This window comes from Pontibacter lucknowensis, from assembly GCF_900156415.1.
Taxonomy (GTDB): Bacteria; Bacteroidota; Bacteroidia; order Cytophagales; family Hymenobacteraceae; genus Pontibacter; species Pontibacter lucknowensis.
Map to the genome: position 1 here is coordinate 440,099 of NZ_FTNM01000003.1, position 20,526 is coordinate 460,624.

The following is a 20,526-nucleotide window of genomic DNA, read 5'->3' on the forward strand; positions in this document are numbered from 1 at the left end:
GTATAGGTATAAACTTAGCAGGTAATGCGAACCACAGGTACAGCCACAAAGCTTTAGCTTCATTTTTAAACAAAGCGCCCTTTCTGCTTTAACAGAAAGGGCGCTTTGTTTGCTCTAGCTCTTCTTGAGCAGATGACTTAAGTCACCGGTCCGGAACCAGCGATAGCCGTAGGCATCGAGCGTAATATAGTGTTTACCCTTCTCGTCAGCTTCGCTTTCATAGTTCACCATCAGGTCGATCAGCTTTTGCTCTTTTTCTTTTTGACCGTTTTGCTTTTGCTTTAAGTCTAAAATTACCTCGTGTGCTTTTTCATCGAAGTTGTGCAGGATGATCAGGGAGCTGCCTTGCCAGCTGTAGTGCATGCAGAGTACCTTCGGTTTGTTTGTTTTCAGGATTTGCCAATCCCCAAAGCCAATCTCGGTACACTCCTGCCTTAGGCGGATCAAGGCTGTCATCCAGTTTAGAAGTGAATCCGGTTCACGGCGCTGGTTCTCTACATTCACATGGTGATAAGAGTAAGGACCTTTGTCAATGACAGGATGCACCAGTTTGTCTGCTTCGGAAAAGCCCGCTTGGTGGTCATCGGTCCATTGCATTGGTGTGCGCACGGCGTCCCGTTCATTCAGACTCAGGTCATCCCCCATGCCTATTTCATCGCCATAACGGATAACGGGAGTGCCCGGCAAAGAGAACATCAGGCTATAAGCTAACTCACTTTGCTGGCGGTTTCCCAGCATAGTAGAAAGACGACGGCGGATGCCCCGATCGTAAAGCTGCATGTCTTTATCCGGGGCGAAACGGGCAAATACCTTTTCACGCTGTTCATCGGTTAGGCGACCCAGGTCCAGTTCGTCGTGATTGCGCAGGAAGTGGGCCCACTGCACCGTTGCCATGTGGGTGCGTGTTTCTTCCAGGGCCTCCACCAGAGGCTCTATTTCGCCGGTAGCCAGGGCGTAAAACAGGTGCTGGTTCACATAAAAGTTGAACATCATCTGAATGCCATCCCCTTTATCACCGAAGTATTTTTTAGTTTCCTCAGGGAGTACGTTAGCTTCGCCCAGCAGAATAGCATCCCCACGCCGCCATTGCAGAAAGCGTCGCATGTCACGCAGGTAATCGAAGTTTAATTCATGATTATCTGAACCCGGTACGGGCGACTCGATCATAAAAGGCACAGCATCTACCCTGAAGCCACATACCCCTAATTGCAGCCAAAAGCCCATGATGCGCTGAATCTCTTCACGCACTTTGGGATTGTCCATGTTAAGATCGGGCTGAAATTCGTAGAAGCGGTGGAAATACCAGGACTTCGCTTTCTTGTCGTACGTCCAGGTAGAGTCCTGCACCCCCGGGAACACCATGCCCTCGTCCCAGTCAGAAGGCTTCTTTTTAGACCATACATACCAGTCGCGGTGCTCGGCATCTTCGCTGCTGCGGGCATCCTGAAACCAGGGGTGCTGGTCGGAGGTATGGTTCACCACCAGATCGATGATGACCTTGATGCCGCGCTTATTGGCCTGGTGCATGAACTCGACAAAGTCACCGCTGGAGCCGTGCCGTTGATCGACACCATAGTAATCGTACACATCGTAACCATTGTCCTTGTTGGGGGTGGGTTGGAAGGGGGCTAGCCAAACACAGTCGATGCCCATAGCGTTGAGGTAATCAAGGCGGCGGGCCAGACCTGCGAAGTCACCCACGCCATCGCCGTTCAGGTCCATGAACGTTTCAAGATCGAGGCTGTAGATGATAGCATTTTTGTACCAGAGCTCTTCAAGCATAGCGAATCGGTTTTGGTTGGTTAAAACTTGATTCGTCTATACGGGAGAAAGCTTATGAAAGTCGGAGGGAAGCTTGAAAGGAGCTAAGGGATCTGTGCTTTACTTTCAGTTAGCCAGTCTTCGTAACGCATTTCAAATTTGATTTCAGAACCGCCGTGTATACTTTTCTGACGCCAGCCTTGTCGACGGTAAAAGGACTCGGCTCTTGTGCCGGGGTCGGTGCCCAGCCATATTGTTTCTTTCGTTTGTCGGAAGTACCAGTCAAGCATGATGCGGTGCAGTTGCTTGCCTATGCCTTGGCCTTCAAATTCCGGTAGCAGAAATAAAGCCCACACATTGTGCTCCTGCAGGTCGACGATTGAGAAGCCGACCACTTGGCCATCAACTTCGCACACCCAGCCTTTGCCGCGCTCGTTCAGGTATAGCGCGCAGAGCTCGTCCGTCACCAGCGTCGGGTCAGAGAGGATATTCTCTTTTACGGAGTGACGGATGATCTGGAGTCGGGGGATATCGGCGGTGGTGGCTTCGCGGAAGAGCATTACTTCTCCTTCTCCTCTACAACTTCACCATTCCGGTAAAGGCGTGTTTTGTATACCTTGCCTTCGTCGTTGTGGTACTTCCAGGTGCCGGTGGCTTTGTTGTTGCGGTGCTGGCCCAGCACTTCTACTTTGCCATTCTCGAAGTACTGTTTGTAAGGCCCAAAGCGAAGGCCGTCTTTATAGCTTGTCTCGGACTTGAGTTTGCCGCTTTCATAGAACTCCTGGCTGCTCACGATCTTGCCATCGCCTTTGCCATAGGTATATTTTGCCTTAGCCTGACCGTTTTCATAGTAAACAATGCGCTCGCCTGTCAGCTTGTTAGCGTTATAGGTTTCAGCTACCTCTACCTTCTTACCCGGGGCGTCATAGTAGGTTTTCCAGCTGCCGGTGCGCAGTTTGTTTTTGTATTGCTCCTCGGCTTTTATGTTGCCGGATGGGTAGTAGGTCGTGATCTTGCGGTCATCGCCATTGTTACTATATTGTCCTTCTTCCTTCAGCTTGCCGTCTTCAAAGTATACCTGCGATAGGCCCTGTACCTGTCCGTTGCGGTAGGTGATCATGCTGCGCAGGTTGCCATTCTCGAAGTATGACTTGGAAGGTCCGTGCATTTTACCAGAAACAAAGCTGCCTTCTGTGCTCAGTTTACCGCTGCGATAGTAGCTCTTGAAGGTGCCGTTACGCTGACCGGCCACATTGATCACTTCGGTTTCGAGTTGGCCATTGTCGAAGTAAGTCTTGTAGGACCCTTCCAGCATACCGTTGCGATAAGTGGCATCCGTCTCGAGGTTGCCATTATCGAAGTACGTTTTGGCCGGACCGTTCTGCTGGCTGTTCTTGTAAGTGATCTCTGATTTGAGTTTTCCGTTCGGGTAAAACTCCCGCACCAGACCCTCCGGGAAACCGTTTACAAAAGAGGTTTCCTTACGCACCTTGCCATCCGCATAAAAAGTCTTGAACACATCGCTCTGCTGGTCCTTATCATAGCTGCCTTCCTGCAGCAGACGGCCGTCCGGATGGAAAGCCTTGAAAGGCCCCTGTTTTTGATCCTGCACGTAAGTTACCTGCATGCGGGGTTGTCCGTTCTGGTAGAACTCCGTGAACACGCTGTCTTTTTTGCCTTCCACAAATTTGGCAAAGGCCTCCCGCTCGCCGGTAGGATAGTAGCGGTTGTAGTAGCCAACAATGGCCGAATCCGGCGTCATATAGTATACCTCCTTCACGCTGGTCATGGACTCGTCGTGATAGGTTACCACTTTGCGTTGAGACTGTCCATAAGCCACGGCGCTGAAAAGTAAAACAGCCGGTAAGATTGAAAGCAATTTCGACATGGGTACTAGTTTCTGTCTGATAAATTTTGATAAGCGTGTAAGGTCGTATTAGAGGTAAATCTATTGCCAAAATACCCTTTGTCCTGTCACGTATATGGTCATACCTTCTTTTTAGTGATTTCCTTTGCCACTAACTTCATAAACGGGTCGGTATCCCGCACATATTTCTGGGCTAGCTCTACAGCCTTACTGTGGTTCACTTTGTTCAGGCTCAGCAAGGCACGTCTTATCACATACTTGTCTTCGCTGTTGATCAGCTGCATGAGCATCTTCTCTCGACCTTCCACATCAATGTTTCCAAGCAGTTCAGCCATCTGCCACCTGGCCTGTGGCTGGTCAGAAAAAACAGCCTTCCGCACAAAACGCAGTGGGCTTTCCAGTTTCTCCTCCACACTTTTCAGCACTATACCCGCTTCGTTGTCAATAGCCAGCGCATATACCAGCAGTTGCGCCAAATCATGGTTGAACTCCTGGTTTAGTTGTTCCAGCGCTTCGTTGGCTGCTTTGTAGAGTGCGTCCCATCCGGGGTACTCAGCTTCCCACTCGCCTAAACCTCTGTTTTCATTATATGTATCGGGCGTCATACCGGCCCACTCCCAGAACTTTGCTAGCTCGTTTTCTAATGACATAAGCGATTCAAATTGGATAAACACCAAAAGTATGGCAAACAGTTTAATATGCTGACCAAGGTGTAAAAAAGAAGCCTTACGAAATAACGTAAGGCTTCCTGCAAAAAATATACCGCAAAGCGGAGATTACATTTTCTCGATCACAAGGGCAGAGGCACCGCCGCCACCGTTGCATATACCGGTTACACCAATCTTGCCGCCTTTTTTATCGAGCACGTTGCATAGGGTAGTTACGATACGGGCACCGGAAGCGCCAAGTGGGTGGCCCAGGGATACAGCACCACCGAATACGTTCACGTTGCCGCCTTCCAGACCCAGTTTCTGGTTATTAGCGATCGATACCACAGAGAATGCTTCGTTGATCTCGTAGAAGTCCACTTCCTCAGGCGACACGCCGGCGTTTTTCAGCGCCTTAGGTATAGCCAAAGATGGCGTGGTCGTGAACCAGATCGGATCCTGCTCCGCATCTGCAAAGCCACGGATTTTCGCGATCGGCTTCAGACCCAGTTCTTCCGCCTTCTCTTTGCTCATCAGCAACAGGGCCGCAGCACCATCGTTCAGGGTAGAGGCGTTGGCAGCAGTCACTGTACCTGCCTTGTCGAACACAGGGCGCAGACCGGCCATTTTCTCGAAGTTCACTTTCTTGTACTCTTCGTCTTCTGACACCACGATCGGGTCTTTGCCGCGCTGTGGAATTTCTACCGGCACGATCTCGTCTTTCAGCATACCGGCCTCAGCGGCGGCGGCTACTTTCTTGTAAGACTGCGTGGCGTACTCGTCCTGCATTTCGCGGGTGATCTTCATTTCACGGGCTGTGTTCTCAGCGGCGTTGCCCATGTGGAAGTCATTGTATACATCCCACAGACCATCTTTCATCAGGCCGTCGATCATCTGACCGTGACCCAACTTTGCACCAAAGCGGGCTTTGTCAAGGTAATATGGCACGTTGGACATACTCTCCATACCGCCTGCCACGATGATATCTTTGTGACCGAGCATAATCGCCTGCGCCGCAAACATGATCGCCTTTGTTCCGGAGGCACATACCTTGTTCACCGTCGTACATTCTACTTCGTAGCCCAGACCCGCCTTCACGGCAGCCTGACGGGCAGGCGCCTGGCCTACGTTGGCCGACAGCACGTTACCCATAATCACTTCCTGTACCAGGCTTTTGTCAACACCGGCTTTTTCCAGTGCTCCTTTGATAGCGGCTGCACCCAGTTCCGTGGCAGAAAGGCTGGCCAGAGCGCCGCCAAAGCTACCAATCGGGGTACGCACAGCCGAAATAATATATACTTCCTTCGTTTGCATAAGATTGTGTCTAATAGTTTTATAGTGTGAAATTATCAGGATTCAGGCTGAAAACCAAACAATCGTTAGGTAAATGGCTGCTTTTGTAGCTTAAGGGTTTAAATGCTAAATTGTTAAGCTTCCCATTAGTAGGCTTGTGGCACACATAGATGGTGGCGGAACTAACTGCCTTTAAACCTTCCTTATAAAGTGAGCTCTAAAGGTATAACGGCCACAGCCGCAAAATAATTTGTACATTTAGAAAACCAATCGAAACCGCTAACCGATAGCAAAGCCTTATACAATGAAGAAATTTTTATTGCTGGCGGCCCTGTTTGGTGCAGGCCTTATTCAGGCGCAGGCACAGCAGCAAGCCTCCAAAAAGCCACTCACCCACGATGTATACGACAGCTGGAAAGGCGTAGGCAGCGACAAGCTCTCCAACAACGGCCAATACGTGCTTTTTAACGTCGATCCGCAGGAAGGCGATGGCGCCCTCTACATCCGAAATTACGCCAGCAAGGCCATGCGCGAGTTCTCCCGCGGTACCAAGGCGGAGTTTACGAACGACAGCCGTTATGCTGTGTTCCAGATCAAGCCGGAGTATAACAAGGTACGTGCGCTTAAGCTGAAAAAGAAAAAAGGCGACGATCTGCCGAAGGACTCGCTGGCTATTGTGACGCTGGAGAACATGAACGTGGTAAAAGTGCCGCGCGTGAAGTCTTTTAAACTGCCAAAGGAAGGCAGCAACTGGCTGGCCTATCAATTGGAAAAACCACTTCCGGCGAAAAAAGAAGCCGCAAAGAAAGAAGACTCTAAAACTGAGCTCGCTATACCTGAGGCGACAAAAACCGAACCTGCCAAGGCAGCCGCAGCAAAGCCAGCTGCTAAGCCAAAGCAGAAGAAATCTGAAGGTACGGAGCTGGTGTTGCGCAACCTGCAGACCGGACATGAGCAGCGCTTCGACCGTGTGGTGGATTACATGTTCTCTGAGAAAGGCAACATGCTTTACTTCGTGAAGGATGAACTGGACTCGCTGCACACCGCCGGGGTATACGCTTTCAGTACTGCCGACCTAAAAGTAATGCCAATCGATACGGGAAAGGTAACCTACAAAGGCATCAGCACTGACAAGGCGGGTGAGCAACTGGCCTATGTGGCGACAACCGACTCCACAGGGGCAGAGATACGCTACTTCAACCTATACCACTGGAACAAAAAAGACAACAAAGCGGTAACGCTGGCCGATACGCTTACCAAAGGGATGCCAGCTGCCTGGATGGTGAGCGAACATGGTAACCTGCGCTTCTCGGAAGACGGTCGTCGCCTGTTCTTCGGCACCTTCCCGCGCCCGACCCGCTTTGAAAAAGATACTACTAAACTCGACGAGGAGAAAGTGAGCCTCGACATCTGGGGTTACAAAGATCCGCTGATCCAGCCGATGCAGCTCAAACAGCTGAGTCGCGACCAGAAGCGCTCCTTCCTGGCCCTGTACGACTTGCGCGGTAAGAAAATGCAGCAGCTGGCCACCCTTGAGATGCCAGATGTATATCTGGACGCTAACGGTCAGGCAGATGTGGCTTTGGCAGTGAGTGACGAGAAGTATAAAGTGACGATCGGCTACGATACGCCAACCCGAAAGGATGCCTACCTGATCGATCTGAAAAAGGGAACAGCCAAGCAGATCCTGAAAGAAACAAGAGGCTATCCGCGTCTGTCGCCACAGGGAGCTTACGTGTACTGGTACGAACCTACCGACAGCAGCTGGCACGCAATGAACACCAAGGGCGGTGCCAATATCAACCTGACCAAAGGTATAGGTCAGGCTTTCTATGAAGAGGATAACGATGTGCCGGCACTGCCAGGCTCTTACGGTGCAGCAGGCTGGGTAGAAAAGGACAACGCCTTTCTGGTGTATGACCGTTTCGATATCTGGAAGCTGGACCCAAGCGGCAAGAAAGCCCCTGAGAACCTGACCGACAGGTATGGTCGCAACAACAAACTGCGTCTGCGCTACGAGCAGCTCGACAGCGAAGAGAAATTTATACCTGCAGACGCCACGCTATACCTGAGCGCCTTTAACCTGACCGATAAGTCGGCTGGCTTCTTCCGCGACCATGTGAGCAAAACTGCGCAGCCTGAAAAACTGGTGATGACACCGCATGGCTATACCTCATTGCGCAAAGCCAAGAACAGCGATCGCACTACGTTCCGCCGCGGCTCTTTCCGTGAGTACAACGACCTCTATACCTCTGACCTGAGCTTTACCAATTTAGAGAAACTGAGCGATGCCAATCCGCAGATGAAAGACTACCTGTGGGGAACGGTGGAACTGGTGAGCTGGAAATCGACGGACGGTATACCGTTGGAGGGCCTGCTTTACAAGCCGGAGAATTTTGATCCGAAAAAGAAATACCCGATGCTGGTATACTTCTACGAGCGCTCCTCTGACGGCATCCATAACCACCGTGTACCGGCTCCAAGCGCCTCTACTATCAACATCCCATACTTTGTAAGTAACGACTACCTCGTGTTTGTGCCGGACATTGTATATACCGAAGGCTATCCGGGTGAGAGCGCCATGGACTGCATTATACCGGGTGTGCAAAGCATCGTGGCGCAAGGCTTCGTGGATGATAAAAACATGGCTTTGCAGGGGCAGAGCTGGGGCGGTTACCAGATCGCCTACATGGTGACCCGCACCAACATGTTCAAGGCTGCGATGGCCGGTGCGCCGGTGTCCAACATGACGAGTGCTTACGGCGGTATACGCTGGGGAACGGGCCTGAGCCGTCAGTTCCAGTACGAGCGCACGCAGAGCCGCATTGGCGGAACGCTATGGGAGAAACCAATGCAGTTTATCGAAAACTCACCGCTCTTCTTTGCCGACCGTGTGAAAACACCGTTGCTGATCATGCACAATGACCAGGATGGGGCTGTGCCGTGGTACCAGGGCATTGAGTTCTTCATGGCGCTGCGGCGTCTCGAAAAGCCGGTATGGATGCTTGTGTACAACGGCGAGGACCACAACCTGATGCAACGCAAAAACCGAAAAGACCTGTCTGTGCGCATGTCGCAGTTCTTCGACCACTACCTCAAAGGCGCTCCTGCTCCGAAGTGGATGGATCAGGGCGTACCGACTCTGTTAAAAGGAAAAGACTACGGCTTTGAGCTGACAGAGCCGCAGGTTTCTTCTGCGCCGAAGGAGTAAGTTATACCTTACATAATTCAGCATAACAGCGGCCGCTTCTGCAAAGAAACGGCCGCTGTTTTTATATAGAATGATTTACCGATCCGGTAAGAAGCATAGTATTTAATCTATTAGTTTAAATTCAATAAAAATTTGTATTTGTGAAAGGTATTGCTTAGCTTCAACTATCTGTTAACTAATGGAATAGAAGCTTGAAACGTCGTGACTTTATGTACCTGGCAGGTATGGGCGCTGGAGCGCTGATGCTGCCTATACCTGTAATGGGGAATCATATGCCGCCGGAGGCCCTGCTAGGGCAAATGGATGTGGCGCTGAAGAAAGAACTGGCAGATGTCGCTCTGAACGCAGCCCGATCCAGTGGCGCGACCTATGCTGATATTCGTATCGGCCGCTACCTGAACCAGTACGTGATCACCCGCGATAACAAGGTAGAGAACACCGTTAACACGGAGTCCTACGGTGCCGGTGTGCGTGTGCTGGCCGATGGTGCCTGGGGCTTTGTAGCTGCCGATAACATCACGCGAGACAACATTGCCAGCATGGCCAAAAAGGCGGTTACAATCGCCAAAGCCAATGCCAGGCTATTGGAGCAGCCAGTCGTGCTGGCGCCGCAACAGGGCTATGGCGAAGTGAGCTGGAAAACGCCCATCGAGAAAAACGCCCTGGCTATACCTATCAAGGAGAAAGCCGATCTGTTGCTTGCCGTCAACGATGCCGCCATGAAAAGCGGGGCCAATTACATGAACTCGCTCCTCTTTCTGGTGAACGAACAAAAGTACTTTGCCTCAACCGATGGTTCTTACATTGACCAGGACGTGCACCGCATCTGGCCTATTTTCATCGCTACGGCCATCGACCCTGCCACGGGTAAGTTCGAGACACGTCAGTCTTTGAGCTCGCCCATGGGCATGGGCTATGAGTACCTGGATGGGCGCAAAGAAAGCAAGGTTGCCAGCGTGACCACCCTTTACGGCAATCATTACGATATGCTGGAAGACGCCACTGCAGCCGGTAAGCAGGCTGTAGAGAAGCTAAAAGCGAAGTCGGTGGAGGCAGGCAAATACGATCTCGTGCTTGACCCGTCACACCTCTGGCTGACTATACATGAATCGGTGGGGCACCCGCTGGAGCTCGACCGTGTGCTGGGCTACGAAGCAAACTTTGCAGGCACCTCTTTTGCCACGCTCGACAAATGGAAATCCAAGAACTTCAAATACGGCTCAGACAGGGTAAACTTGTTTGCAGACAAGACACAGCCCGGTTCGCTCGGCGCCGTTGGGTATGATGACGAGGGTGTGAAGACCAAGCAGTGGGACCTGGTGAAAGACGGCACCCTGGTGAATTACCAGGCCACCCGCGACCAGGCGCACATCATCGGCGAGAAGGAATCACATGGCTGCTGCTACGCCGACAGTTGGAGTTCTGTGCAGTTTCAGCGCATGCCAAACGTGTCGCTGGCAGCTGGCAAGACACCGCTTAGCGTGCAGGACATGATCAAGGATGTGAAGAAAGGTATTTACATCATCTGCGACGGCTCCTTCTCGATAGACCAGCAGCGCTATAACTTCCAATTCGGCGGGCAGCTTTTCTACGAGATAAAAGACGGACAGATTGCCGGTCAGCTACGCGATGTGGCCTATCAGAGCAATACCCAGGAATTCTGGAACTCCTGCGCCGCTATCTGCGACGAGCGTGACTACCGATTGGGCGGCTCCTTCTTCGACGGCAAGGGTCAGCCAGAGCAGGTGAGCTCTGTGTCCCATGGCAGCGCGACCACCCGCTTTAATGGAGTAAATGTGATCAATACAGCTAGAAAAATCTAAACTCTCAAACTATGTTATTCACAGAACAACAGGCACGGGAGGTAATGCAGAAGGCACTGCAATACTCCAAAGCAGATGAGTGTGTGGTGAACCTGCAGGGCAGCGACAGCGGTAACATACGCTATGCCAACAATGCTGTGTCTACCAGCGGCGAAAATAGTACAACCAGCTTAGTGGTGACCTCTGCTTTTGGCAAAAAATCAGGTATAGCGACCATCAACGAATTTGACGATGCCTCGCTGGAGAAGGTGGTGCGCCGCTCCGAAGAGCTGGCTCAACTGGCTCCTGAAAATCCGGAGTATATGCCTATTCTTGGTCCGCAGAAATACAGCAGCTCCAATGCTTATTTCAAGAGCACGGCAGCATTCTCGCCCGAGCAACGTGCCAATGCCGCGGCAGCGAGCATACTGCCCGCCCGCCAACGCAAGCTCATAGCCGCTGGCTACCTGCAACATAATAACGGTTTTCAGGCCATGCTCAACTCCAAAGGCTTATTTGCCTATCACCCCAGCACCGATGTAAGATTCTCGGTAACGGTGCGCAACGAAGCCGGTACAGGTTCTGGTTATGCATCCCGCGGATACAACGACATCACCAAACTGGACACGGGCATAGCATCCAAAATTGCCATGGACAAAGCAGAAGGCTCAGCCAAAGCGGTTGCCATAGAACCAGGAAAGTATACAGTCATACTTGAACCTGCTGCCGTAGCGGTGCTGCTGGAGAACATGTTCTTCAATATGGATGCACGCAGTGCAGACGAAGGACGGAGCTTCATGAGCAAGCCAGGGGGCAAAACCAAGGTTGGCGAAAAGCTGGTAGATTCAAAAGTGAATATCTACTCAGACCCTACCCACCCAGACTTGCCTACGGCCACCTGGAGCGAAGACGGCCGGCCTCTGGAGCGAACAAATTGGATCGAGAATGGGGTGATGAAAAATCTGTATGCCTCGCGCTACTGGGCAGAGAACAAAGGAGCCAAGTCGATTCCGATGCCGAACAATGCGATCATGGAAGGGGGTAAAGCATCATTGGATGACATGATCAAAAACACGAAGCGGGGTATCCTGGTAACGCGCCTATGGTATATCCGCTCCGTTGATCCGCAGACACTCTTGCTGACCGGACTGACACGTGACGGTACTTTCCTGATCGAGAACGGGAAGATAAAACATCCTGTCAAGAACTTCCGCTTCAACGAGAGCCCGATCATCATGCTGAACAACTTGGAGGAAATGGGCCGCCCGGAAAGGGTGGTAAGTGGCGAGTCGAACATCAACTACATTTTGCCGCCACTCAAGGTTCGTGACTTTACGTTCAGCAGTTTGTCAGATGCTGTGTAAGTAGGATGTGGTAAAATTTTAGAGTGCCTTTTTGCTATGAAACACTAGAACCGCTTCGGTCAATCCGGGCGGTTTTTTAGTTTTTAGTCCTTAATGCTTCGCTTCCAGTCCGTAATGCTCCAGGCTCTCCCAGGACTGGTTCGTTCGCATAAATTGCCCAGTTCCAAAAGCGACTTCTTTGCCCTTTTCATTGTACAAGGTCGCCTCTGCCACAAACAGGTTTTTGCTGACTGAGCGAACGGTACCGACCGCTTTGAGTGAGCCGCTTGTAACGGGTCTGGTCAAATTGATCTGGAAAGAGAAAGTGACGATAAACACATCCGTCACCAGCGAAGCCACTGCAAAATAGGCGGCATCATCGAGCAGCTTGAAGTAAGTCGCTCCGTGTATGGCCTGCGCTCCGTGAAAATACTTTGGATCGACGGGCAGTGTGATTTCGGACTTGCTATGCGACACTTCGATGCTGCTGCCACTGAACAGTTGCTGTACATTGGCGCTTAGGTATAGCCTTTCCAGTTTCCGGTGATGCGCTTCAGATTTGGTTGACATGCGGTGTTTTTTGTGCAAGTATACGCAATGCTACTCAGGCGATTGAGCATTTATAGAAGAAAGAAAAGGCAGTGATTGCAGGAATGTTAGTATATTCGCTTGTCGCAGGTATAGCTGAACAAGTTGCGATGGATATGGAATGGAGTTGCCTTTTCATTGTTCACTTGCTGTACATAAGCATAAACAGAGTAAAAATAGAACACCATTATGTCAGATGAATTGAAACAGTGTCCGAAATGTAGCTCACCTTACGGATACGCCATGAGCCAAGAGCTTTATGCCTGCCCGGAGTGCGGCAATGAGTGGAATCCGAATGAAGTGGTAGAAGAAGCAGGCTTGAAAGTGGTGGATGCGAACGGTAATGTTCTTCAGGATGGCGATTCCGTTGTTGTTATCAAAGACCTTCCAGTAAAAGGCGCTCCTAAGCCGGTGAAGGCTGGAACCAAAGTAAAGAACATACGCCTGACTGATGGTGATCATAACATCGACTGCAAAATCGATGGCTTTGGCTCTATGGGGCTTAAATCAGAGTTTGTAAGAAAGGCTTAAACAGTTTGGTCTGTTGCTGGGCAGGGGCAGCATTGTATGGTAGATATCATCACCGAAATAGACATTAACAGACCACTTTTTGAAGTGTTGGCTGCGGAAGGCCAATAACAAGGATTTGAAAAAGCTAAAGGAAATCCTGGAAAACAGATAGCTAGGTAATTTTTGCAAAGCTGCTATGACGATGAAATATCCCTATAGCCCCGGTATCAACCACATTGAGTTTTGGGTGAAAGACCTGGAAACGTCAATGCTTTTTTACGGGGAGCTATTCCCGATGATCGGTTGGTATGCGCTCAACGAAACCTCTTTTAGCTGTGGCCAGCACGAAATCTACTTCAAGCAAATGCCGGTTGAGTTTTGTGACAGCCTGGGTGTGCGGCATATCTGCTTTCATGCCATAAGCCGGGAAGTGGTTGATCAGGTAGGGGAGTGGCTTCGGAAGCAAAATGCTGCTATTATACGCGGTCCGCAGGGGATGCCGCACTACAGTGCAAGTTACTATACCGTCGATTTCCGTGACCCGAATGGCTTCGTGCTGGAAGTAGCTTACACCCCTGAAATCAAGTTATAGAACGGATTCGGCAGCAGCGTAAAAAAACAAAGGCAGCTAGTGCTAGCTGCCCGTTTTTCATAGTTATATTTTGTGCTATGAACTCCTTATACTCCTAATCCAAAACTATGTTGTGGCTAGGTCAGAAATTATTGTTTAGCTACTTTTTTACCGGGCAGGCATGCTTTGTCTTACGGTCGTAGTACAGATGCCTGCGGCCTCCATTTTCAGAATGGCCATTTCCTCTATCAAGGCTCTGAACTCCTCCAGCCCTTTGTCAAACGAGGTATGGCGGCCCATCAGGAAAACGAACTCCCGTTCGATCTCAATCCAGGTGCTGATGTCGGCGTGGTTGTGCTGAATCTGCACCTCTAATTTGTCGAGAGCATTGGCTACTTTTGCCTCGTACGTTTCCTTTTCTTCAAACTCATACCACAGGTCATAGATCTCCTGGCCGGTTGATTCGCGCAACTGGTCCCGCAGGTTGAGAATGGCTTGCTGTTCACGCTGCTGCTTTAGCAGTTTGGTTTCCTCATTCACAATGTCGAAAGCAGGCACATCACCGGATTCGGCCTCTACCAGGTCATGAATGATGATCATTTTGAGCAGCCTGGCCATGTCAACTCGCTGCTCCAGGTATGGCTCCAGCAGGACAGCCATCAGGCTCATGCGCCAGGTATGTTCCGCCACGCTCTCCTGCCTGCCATTGGAAAGCCAGCTATGGCGCATCTCAAATTTGATCTTTTCTGCCAGGGTTAGTACCTCCAGCACTTTTGCAAGGTTCTCTTTCATAGGTGGTATTTTGTGCTGCAAAAATAAGATTTTATTTTTCTAATGCAGCCACTGCAGCCAAACGCAGCTCTCTTACACGGTCTTCGAAGTACTCCGAAGGCTTTCCTTCTCCCAGTACAGCCACTTTGCCAAACAGCTCAGTCAATTCCTCGCTGTGCTCAGCTTTCTGGCCCTTACGGATGTCGATGTAGGCGAAGCGCGTCCATATGACAGAAATGATCGCTCCTGTTTCAGGGTCCACCATCTGGCCCTCCATCATCAGGTCGGAGCCGCTGTACCAGCGCAGGCAGGTTTTGATCGTAACCGTTTCCATGAACTTCACTTCACGCAGGTAGGCGATCTGATTAGAGGCGACCACCCAAGCTTTGCCCGTCGTTTTACCCATGGCATAGATGTCCAGGCCATAGTTGTCGCGCAGCTGATCTTCCCTGGCGTTTAGGTAATAGTCAATATAACGTCCGTTGTTCAGGTGGCCGAAAGGGTCGCAGTCCTCAAAGCGGATCAGTGCCTTGCTTTCCAGAATTTTGCTATAATTTTTTTCCATAATGAATAGTATAAAAAAGACCGAATGGTTTATTTTTGATTAAAAAAATATCAGGTTTGCAATTCAGACGCGAGCATATGCTCTAGCTGTGAAATTACCGTGTTGAGATATTTGTTGTCGCCGTATGCTTTTGAAAGCATGATGCCGCCTTCAACCATGCTCACAAACAGAATAGAAAATCTCTGTGGGTCTGTTTCAGGTCTGAATTCTCCCCGGTCTATACCTTGCAGCACAATGTTGGCAACCGCTTTGTGCAGACGGTTGAGCACTTTAACTACACTAGCCCTTAAAAGCGGGTTGGTGTCGTCCGCTTCTACTGCTGTGTTCAAAACAGGGCAGCCACCTTGTACAGGAGGCGAGAAAAGGTAGGTTTTATAGAATTGCAGAATCGCCTTCAACTTATCCGAAGCGCTTTCTTTAGCTGCTATCCGTTCCCCGATCATCCGGGTGATGATACCGGCAGCATGTTCAAAGGCAGCCAGGGCAATCTCTTCCTTGCTCTCAAAATGTCCGTAGATGCCTCCTTTCGTCAGCCCAGTGGCAGTCATGATATCCTGCATCGACGTGCCGGCATAGCCCATCTGATTGAACAGAGGGGCAGATCGCTCTATGATGAGCTGGCGTGTGCGTTCTGCTTTAGATAAGGTTGTCTGCATCATTCAGAATTGAATACGCAAAATAAACCAATCGGTTTTTAATTTCCAAATTGTGGCCTACCAATCCGGTTTGGTAGGATCAGGCTTGCGTGTCGCTTTTTTGGGGAGTTGCTGGATGTACTGTTGCTCTGCGCTGCGCATCGCCTCCAGCATCAGCCGTGCCTTTTCGGGGTTGATGTTGAGCTGCTGCAGTCGGTTGTTCCGGGTTTGCGCTCTTTGTTCGGCATCAGAGAGAGGTTCTCCACTGCGGCTTCGCTCTGGTCGGCTCGGGTCAAATTGGCTGTCAGGGTTCATGCCCTGCGTATCGCCGGGCTGCTGCCCACTTGTTTCCGTTTTTTCGGACTGTTTGTCACTGCCGTCTTTATCTGGCTGCTGACCTCCTCCTTGTTCCTGTTGCTGCCCCTGGTCGTCACGCTCTGGCTTGTCTACCTCTGCTTCCTGGTCCCCTTCGCTGTCGGGGTTTTTGCGTGGTTGCTCTGCCTGCTCTTCCTCCTCCGGTTTTTGCTGCTGCGGCTTAGGCTGGTTCTGGGCAGGCTGCTGGTCTGCAGGGAATTGATCGTCCTCTTCATCCGTCTGAGCCAGGTCCGGACGCTGTTCCAGAAGTTTTTTGATCAACTCGTAGTTATACCTGGCCGCCTCGTTTCCGGGCTCCACGATCAGTGTCTGACGGAAATAGGAGAGGGCCTGCCTGTATTTTCTGCTTTGAGAGGAGATGGCACCGAGTTGAAGCAGCGATACCGCCTTGATGTGGCGGGTGGCGTGGTTGGCCAGCAGGGTGTACTGCTGCTGGGCTTTCTGCAATTCGCCCAGCCGGAAGTAGGCGTGTCCCAGGTTAAGCCGTACCTGATCATCCTGTACGTCAAGATCCTCCAGCAGGTACTCGTATGAAGCCACTGCTTCTATGTAATCTCCCCGTTTGTAGGCTGTCGCTGCCAGGTCTGCATGCTCGTTCATGAGCGAGATGGTACGCAGCCCCCCCGACAGAAATCCGATAAATAATATGGCAGCCAGAAAAGCTTTCATATTCTGAGCAGTTTAACGGTGATCAGCACATCCAGCAGTATAAGCAGCAGGGCCAGCGCAAGCGGATAGATGTACTTATTGGCAGTTACATCAATGGTTTTGCTTTCGCGGAGTTCGCCTTCTATGTTATTGATGGCGTTGATTAGTCGGCTCACCTCACTGATGCGGCCGTTTACTTCAAAGTACTCACCATCGGTAGCCTCGGCCAGCTGCTCCAGCCCTTCGGGATGCAAGCGGGTGATAACAGGATTGCCCTGCTGGTCCTTTTTGAAGGAGTTGCCAACTGGTATCTGGGAGCCGTCAGTAGTGCCGATGCCCAAAGCAAACACCCGTATGTTCTGCTCACGCAGCCTGTCAGCCCAGTCGGAGGTACGGCCTCCAAAATCCTCCCCATCACTGATCAGCACCAGGATGCGGGCTTTTTGCTCACTCACCTCAGGCGACGCCGCCTGCCCGAATTTCTGAGACACAATTTCCAGCACAGGTATAAAGCTGGTCCCGCCGTGTGGCAACAGACCGGTGCGCAGGGTTTGAGTATAAAGGGTGAGCGCCTGTTGATCGTAGGTAAGCGGACTTTGCAGGTAGGCCTCAGAATCAAATACGATCAGGCCGATGCGGTCCGAGTTGAAGCGGCTGATCAGCCTGATGATGTCGCGCTTGGCCCGTTCCAGTCGGGAAGGCTGCACATCATTGGCGTCCATGGAGGCCGAAAGGTCCACGGCGATGTAAATGTCTTTGCCAATGGTTTTGATCTCCTTTTTCATCGCCCCGAACGATGGCCCGAGTATCGCAATGATCAGCAGCACCACATAGGCGTGTCGCAGCACAAACTTCACCCACACACCGTGCGGGCGCTGTCCAAAAAAGGCAGACACCTTCCGCACCCGCCACAGATAGCCCACGTACAGTCCCATAAAGAGAATGCCGAACAGTATTTCAAGCAGTGTTAAAGTTTGGTACCAGGTCATGTTGTGCAGGTTCAGGCCAACGCCCGATGACAAATATAAGAAAGGAAAGCCAATGTAAGGGGTTTTTGAGGCACCTTGTCGGTAGATACAGGTATAGCAGGAAGGGGAGGCAAGAGGTGGGAAGGTGAGAAGACGACAATGCTCTAAAATTTTTTCTGAAAATTTCGTCTCAGAAAGCTGAATAGAATCAAGTAGTTAGTTTTCGAAAAGGGAGTCTAGAGGTATGCCAGGCGGGTTTGTTTGCTAAAATTTTGGTGAGTGCTATTGTGTGGGCAAATTTAATGTAGTATGTTTGCAATCTCTTCAGCAGGGAGAGACCCGGAGGGGTGGGTGAGTGGCTTAAACCAGCAGTTTGCTAAACTGCCGTACTGGAAACGGTACCGGGGGTTCGAATCCCCCCTCCTCCGCAAGCGAAAAAAATAAATTGAAAAAGTTTTGACAATTTAAATTCTTCGCTTACTTTTGCACCGCGTTCAACATTAACAGCGACATCAAACATCGCTAACCGGAGTTGAAAGCACAGTTCGGGGTGTAGCGTAGCCCGGTATCGCGCCACATTTGGGATGTGGAGGTCGTAGGTTCGAATCCTGCCACCCCGACTTAAAAAATTTCGGAAGCAATTCCGAAATTTTTTGTTTAAGGGTAGAGCTAAGCTCTCCTAAGGACGCTGGTCTCGTAGCTCAGCTGGATAGAGCAACTGCCTTCTAAGCAGTAGGTCTTTGGTTCGAATCCAAACGGGATCACTTCAGTATCAAGCACTTATAAGTTAAAACTTATAAGTGCTTTTTTTATTTGCAGACGGTTTTAGAACTATTGATATAACCAGCTCTCTCAAAAAAACAGCTCTCTATTTCAAAATCAACATAGAAAAGATGGGTGACTATTAATATTAGAAAACTTCCTTTCATTCATCTCCCCTTTATTCCTTATCTTGAAGTTTTGCCTCCAAGAGCCAGAGGTAAAATAACAGCAGATCATTTTACAGCAAAGCACAGGACATATCTGGTGCTAATGAGGTGAGTTAGGACTTAGACTTGAGGTTCTTTATCAGATCATCATTTAGGGCCGGAGCCACACTCTGTTGAGTGGTGCCTGATAGCATACTGACTAGATTAATACAATAATAATGAACGGAGACTCCAATAGTATTTCGGAAGACCTGCTTTCTAAACTGAAGGCGCTTATACCTGCTGCTTTTCATGGGAACAAGCTGGATGTAGCGCAGCTGAAGCAATTGCTGGGGGAGCACATTTATACAGCCCCGGAGGCCTACCAATTGACCTGGGCAGGCAAGGCAGAGGCCTATAAGCAAGTTCAGGAACCTTCGACCGATACACTTATACCTGTTTCGGATGCGTCAGTTAACTGGGATAAAACGAAGCATGTGTTCATCGAAGGGGATAACTCCAAAGTGCTGAAGGTGCTGCAGAAAGCTTATTCCGGGAAGGTAAAGGGGATCTATATTGACCCTCCATACAATACTGGTTCCGATAGCTTCATCTACGCTGATAACTTTGCTGGAAAAAATGGCCGTTCTCAGTCCGACCGTAGGAAAAACGGCCATTCGAACTGGCTCAGTATGATGCTGACAAGGCTGTCGCTGGCCCGTCATCTGCTGCGTGAAGACGGTGTTATTTTCGTGAGCATCGATGACAATGAATTGGCTAATCTGAAACTGGTGATGGACGAAGTGTTCGGGGAAGAGAACTTCATCGATTACTTTTCCTGGGCCAAGTCCGAAACGCCTGCTAACCTGAGCAGAAAGAGTAAAAAAGTAGTGGAGTATGTGCTCTGCTACCAAAAAAATAAGAACGGCGAGAAATTCAAGGGCATCAGGAAAAACAGCACCAGTTCCAACGGGCTGCTGAACCAGTCGAATAAACCGGGCATATTGACCTTCCCGGCAGATGTGGTTATTACGCGTCTGAAGGATGGCCTGCTACAGAAAGGCAGTTACGGAACGGACAGCTATGCCATTGAATTGCTCGAGGACACCGAGGTAAAGGACGGCGTGTTTGTAAAGCCTGTTGTATTGAAGGCTAAATTCAAGTGGTCGCAGCCGAAACTGGATGAAGAAATAAGCAAAGGTACCCGGATCAGTATACCTACGATCAAACTTAGTCCTTCTTATGAGAAGCTGGTGTATGACAAAGAGGTGCCGCCTAACCTGATCAATTCAAAGGTTGGCGTGGGTACAAACGAAAACGCCAGCGCCCAACTGGAAGCTCTGTTTGGAGCAAAAGTGTTTGACTTTCCGAAACCACCCAGCCTGATCAAGTACCTGCTAGGCTTCTCCGACGATCCTGATGGCATCTTCATGGATTTTTTTGCCGGTTCGGGTGCCACTGCCCAGGCCGTGCTCGAAATGAACCAGCAGGATGGCGGCAGCCGGAAGTACATCTGCGTGCAGTTGGATGAGCAGATCGCCCCAGCGACTAAAGCCTATCAGCTAGGCTTCAGAACCATCTCCGAGATTACCAGAAAACGATTGCTGTTGCTACATGAAAAAATGCAGGGACAGGAGGAGACGGAGGCCATCGACACAGGTTTCAGGTATTTTAAACTAGCCCCTTCCAGATTCAAAACCTGGCGTGGAGAAAATAGCAATGGTGCAAATGAGCATGCAAAACAGCTGACCTTATTTAAGCAGGTAGAAAAACAGAAAGAGCATTCAGAACACATGCTGTGGGAGTTGCTGCTCAGGTTCGGTATACCGCTGACAGCTGCCATAAACAAAGTGCCTGCCGGTGATACGATACTGTATGAGGTTGTGGAAGAAGGGCTCCTGTATGGGCTGGATAGGATCAATGAAGAAGTCCTTAGGAAAGCGATCGAGCTGAAACCCAAGGCCTTTATTTGTCCAGACTCGCTTTTCCAGCTGAACGAAATCTCCAGAACTAATTTACAACTAACCTTGCAGGACATTGGTATTGATTTTAAATCAATCTGA

Annotated in this window: 17 protein-coding genes and 3 tRNA genes; 9 read left to right on the plus strand and 11 right to left on the minus strand. The window is 50.3% G+C overall.

The window, feature by feature from the left end:
- Positions 1-114: 114 nt before the first annotated feature.
- From BW972_RS12720 to BW972_RS12740, 5 genes are all read right to left on the minus strand, one after another.
- Positions 115-1,782, minus strand: coding sequence for an alpha-amylase family protein (locus tag BW972_RS12720; protein ID WP_076422401.1), 1,668 nt, complete (start codon positions 1,780-1,782; stop codon positions 115-117).
- An 83-nt stretch (positions 1,783-1,865) separates the two neighbouring features.
- Positions 1,866-2,321 carry a GNAT family N-acetyltransferase gene (locus BW972_RS12725; protein WP_076422402.1) on the minus strand — a complete coding sequence of 152 codons (456 nt, stop codon included), beginning with the start codon at positions 2,319-2,321 and terminating at the stop codon, positions 1,866-1,868.
- Entirely contained in the window at positions 2,321-3,649 is a 1,329-nt protein-coding gene (locus tag BW972_RS12730) for a toxin-antitoxin system YwqK family antitoxin (protein ID WP_076422403.1), read from the minus strand. The genes BW972_RS12725 and BW972_RS12730 overlap by 1 nt, the downstream gene beginning before the upstream one ends.
- Before the next feature lie 98 nt (positions 3,650-3,747).
- The gene (locus BW972_RS12735; protein ID WP_143732060.1) at positions 3,748-4,278 is read right to left on the minus strand and encodes a HEAT repeat domain-containing protein; all 531 of its coding nucleotides are present in this window, start codon (positions 4,276-4,278) and stop codon (positions 3,748-3,750) included.
- Between the two features lie 126 nt (positions 4,279-4,404).
- Positions 4,405-5,589: an acetyl-CoA C-acyltransferase gene (locus BW972_RS12740; RefSeq protein ID WP_007657939.1), complete on the minus strand. Its 1,185-nt coding sequence runs from the start codon at positions 5,587-5,589 to the stop codon at positions 4,405-4,407.
- Between the two features lie 283 nt (positions 5,590-5,872).
- Here BW972_RS12740 and BW972_RS12745 point away from each other — a divergent pair, with 283 nt between their 5' ends.
- From BW972_RS12745 to BW972_RS12755, 3 genes are all read left to right on the plus strand, one after another.
- Positions 5,873-8,779, plus strand: a complete 2,907-nt coding sequence (locus tag BW972_RS12745) for a S9 family peptidase (RefSeq protein WP_076422405.1) — start codon at positions 5,873-5,875, stop codon at positions 8,777-8,779.
- Between the two features lie 191 nt (positions 8,780-8,970).
- The gene (locus tag BW972_RS12750; RefSeq protein WP_076422406.1) at positions 8,971-10,602 is read left to right on the plus strand and encodes a TldD/PmbA family protein; all 1,632 of its coding nucleotides are present in this window, start codon (positions 8,971-8,973) and stop codon (positions 10,600-10,602) included.
- Positions 10,603-10,613: 11 nt separating this feature from the next.
- Positions 10,614-11,945 carry a TldD/PmbA family protein gene (locus BW972_RS12755; RefSeq protein WP_076422407.1) on the plus strand — a complete coding sequence of 444 codons (1,332 nt, stop codon included), beginning with the start codon at positions 10,614-10,616 and terminating at the stop codon, positions 11,943-11,945.
- A 90-nt stretch (positions 11,946-12,035) separates the two neighbouring features.
- Here the strand turns inward: BW972_RS12755 and BW972_RS12760 are convergent, their stop codons facing one another.
- Complete coding sequence (locus BW972_RS12760; RefSeq protein WP_007657942.1) at positions 12,036-12,494, minus strand: PaaI family thioesterase; 459 nt, start codon at positions 12,492-12,494, stop codon at positions 12,036-12,038.
- A gap of 207 nt (positions 12,495-12,701) precedes the next feature.
- Here BW972_RS12760 and BW972_RS12765 point away from each other — a divergent pair, with 207 nt between their 5' ends.
- Positions 12,702-13,043 carry a zinc ribbon domain-containing protein YjdM gene (locus tag BW972_RS12765; RefSeq protein WP_040574320.1) on the plus strand — a complete coding sequence of 114 codons (342 nt, stop codon included), beginning with the start codon at positions 12,702-12,704 and terminating at the stop codon, positions 13,041-13,043.
- 181 nt (positions 13,044-13,224) lie between these two features.
- The gene (locus BW972_RS12770; RefSeq protein ID WP_076422408.1) at positions 13,225-13,614 is read left to right on the plus strand and encodes a VOC family protein; all 390 of its coding nucleotides are present in this window, start codon (positions 13,225-13,227) and stop codon (positions 13,612-13,614) included.
- Between the two features lie 147 nt (positions 13,615-13,761).
- Here BW972_RS12770 and BW972_RS12775 read toward each other — a convergent pair whose 3' ends face one another.
- The 5 genes from BW972_RS12775 to BW972_RS12795 are packed head-to-tail and all read right to left on the minus strand — an operon-like array spanning position 13,762 to position 17,576.
- Positions 13,762-14,385, minus strand: coding sequence for an HD domain-containing protein (locus BW972_RS12775; protein ID WP_076422409.1), 624 nt, complete (start codon positions 14,383-14,385; stop codon positions 13,762-13,764).
- Between the two features lie 31 nt (positions 14,386-14,416).
- Positions 14,417-14,929, minus strand: a complete 513-nt coding sequence (locus BW972_RS12780; RefSeq protein WP_076422410.1) for an acyl-CoA thioesterase — start codon at positions 14,927-14,929, stop codon at positions 14,417-14,419.
- Between the two features lie 50 nt (positions 14,930-14,979).
- Positions 14,980-15,588: a TetR/AcrR family transcriptional regulator gene (locus BW972_RS12785; protein WP_083674168.1), complete on the minus strand. Its 609-nt coding sequence runs from the start codon at positions 15,586-15,588 to the stop codon at positions 14,980-14,982.
- Between the two features lie 54 nt (positions 15,589-15,642).
- Complete coding sequence (locus BW972_RS12790) at positions 15,643-16,608, minus strand: tetratricopeptide repeat protein (protein WP_076422411.1); 966 nt, start codon at positions 16,606-16,608, stop codon at positions 15,643-15,645.
- Complete coding sequence (locus tag BW972_RS12795; protein ID WP_076422475.1) at positions 16,605-17,576, minus strand: vWA domain-containing protein; 972 nt, start codon at positions 17,574-17,576, stop codon at positions 16,605-16,607. The genes BW972_RS12790 and BW972_RS12795 overlap by 4 nt, the downstream gene beginning before the upstream one ends.
- A 320-nt stretch (positions 17,577-17,896) precedes the next feature.
- On the opposite strand from BW972_RS12795, the gene BW972_RS12800 reads away from it, so the two are divergent.
- From BW972_RS12800 to BW972_RS12815, 4 genes are all read left to right on the plus strand, one after another.
- Positions 17,897-17,983: transfer RNA gene (locus tag BW972_RS12800), tRNA-Ser, on the plus strand.
- A gap of 118 nt (positions 17,984-18,101) precedes the next feature.
- A tRNA-Pro gene (locus tag BW972_RS12805) sits at positions 18,102-18,175 on the plus strand.
- A 70-nt stretch (positions 18,176-18,245) separates the two neighbouring features.
- A tRNA-Arg gene (locus tag BW972_RS12810) sits at positions 18,246-18,319 on the plus strand.
- 383 nt (positions 18,320-18,702) lie between these two features.
- On the plus strand, positions 18,703-20,526 hold the full coding sequence (locus BW972_RS12815) for a site-specific DNA-methyltransferase (protein WP_076422412.1): 1,824 nt from the start codon (positions 18,703-18,705) through the stop codon (positions 20,524-20,526).

What these genes read in the sequence shown, in the direction of transcription:
- BW972_RS12720 (WP_076422401.1), bottom strand. Translation starts at nt 1,782, where the DNA reads ATGCTTGAAGAGCTCTGGTACAAAAATGCTATCATCTACAGCCTCGAT.
- BW972_RS12725 (WP_076422402.1), bottom strand. Translation starts at nt 2,321, where the DNA reads ATGCTCTTCCGCGAAGCCACCACCGCCGATATCCCCCGACTCCAGATC.
- BW972_RS12730 (WP_076422403.1), bottom strand. Translation starts at nt 3,649, where the DNA reads ATGTCGAAATTGCTTTCAATCTTACCGGCTGTTTTACTTTTCAGCGCC.
- BW972_RS12735 (WP_143732060.1), bottom strand. Translation starts at nt 4,278, where the DNA reads ATGTCATTAGAAAACGAGCTAGCAAAGTTCTGGGAGTGGGCCGGTATG.
- BW972_RS12740 (WP_007657939.1), bottom strand. Translation starts at nt 5,589, where the DNA reads ATGCAAACGAAGGAAGTATATATTATTTCGGCTGTGCGTACCCCGATT.
- BW972_RS12745 (WP_076422405.1), top strand. Translation starts at nt 5,873, where the DNA reads ATGAAGAAATTTTTATTGCTGGCGGCCCTGTTTGGTGCAGGCCTTATT.
- BW972_RS12755 (WP_076422407.1), top strand. Translation starts at nt 10,614, where the DNA reads ATGTTATTCACAGAACAACAGGCACGGGAGGTAATGCAGAAGGCACTG.
- BW972_RS12760 (WP_007657942.1), bottom strand. Translation starts at nt 12,494, where the DNA reads ATGTCAACCAAATCTGAAGCGCATCACCGGAAACTGGAAAGGCTATAC.
- BW972_RS12765 (WP_040574320.1), top strand. Translation starts at nt 12,702, where the DNA reads ATGTCAGATGAATTGAAACAGTGTCCGAAATGTAGCTCACCTTACGGA.
- BW972_RS12770 (WP_076422408.1), top strand. Translation starts at nt 13,225, where the DNA reads ATGAAATATCCCTATAGCCCCGGTATCAACCACATTGAGTTTTGGGTG.
- BW972_RS12775 (WP_076422409.1), bottom strand. Translation starts at nt 14,385, where the DNA reads ATGAAAGAGAACCTTGCAAAAGTGCTGGAGGTACTAACCCTGGCAGAA.
- BW972_RS12780 (WP_076422410.1), bottom strand. Translation starts at nt 14,929, where the DNA reads ATGGAAAAAAATTATAGCAAAATTCTGGAAAGCAAGGCACTGATCCGC.
- BW972_RS12785 (WP_083674168.1), bottom strand. Translation starts at nt 15,588, where the DNA reads ATGATGCAGACAACCTTATCTAAAGCAGAACGCACACGCCAGCTCATC.
- BW972_RS12790 (WP_076422411.1), bottom strand. Translation starts at nt 16,608, where the DNA reads ATGAAAGCTTTTCTGGCTGCCATATTATTTATCGGATTTCTGTCGGGG.
- BW972_RS12795 (WP_076422475.1), bottom strand. Translation starts at nt 17,576, where the DNA reads ATGACCTGGTACCAAACTTTAACACTGCTTGAAATACTGTTCGGCATT.
- BW972_RS12815 (WP_076422412.1), top strand. Translation starts at nt 18,703, where the DNA reads ATGAACGGAGACTCCAATAGTATTTCGGAAGACCTGCTTTCTAAACTG.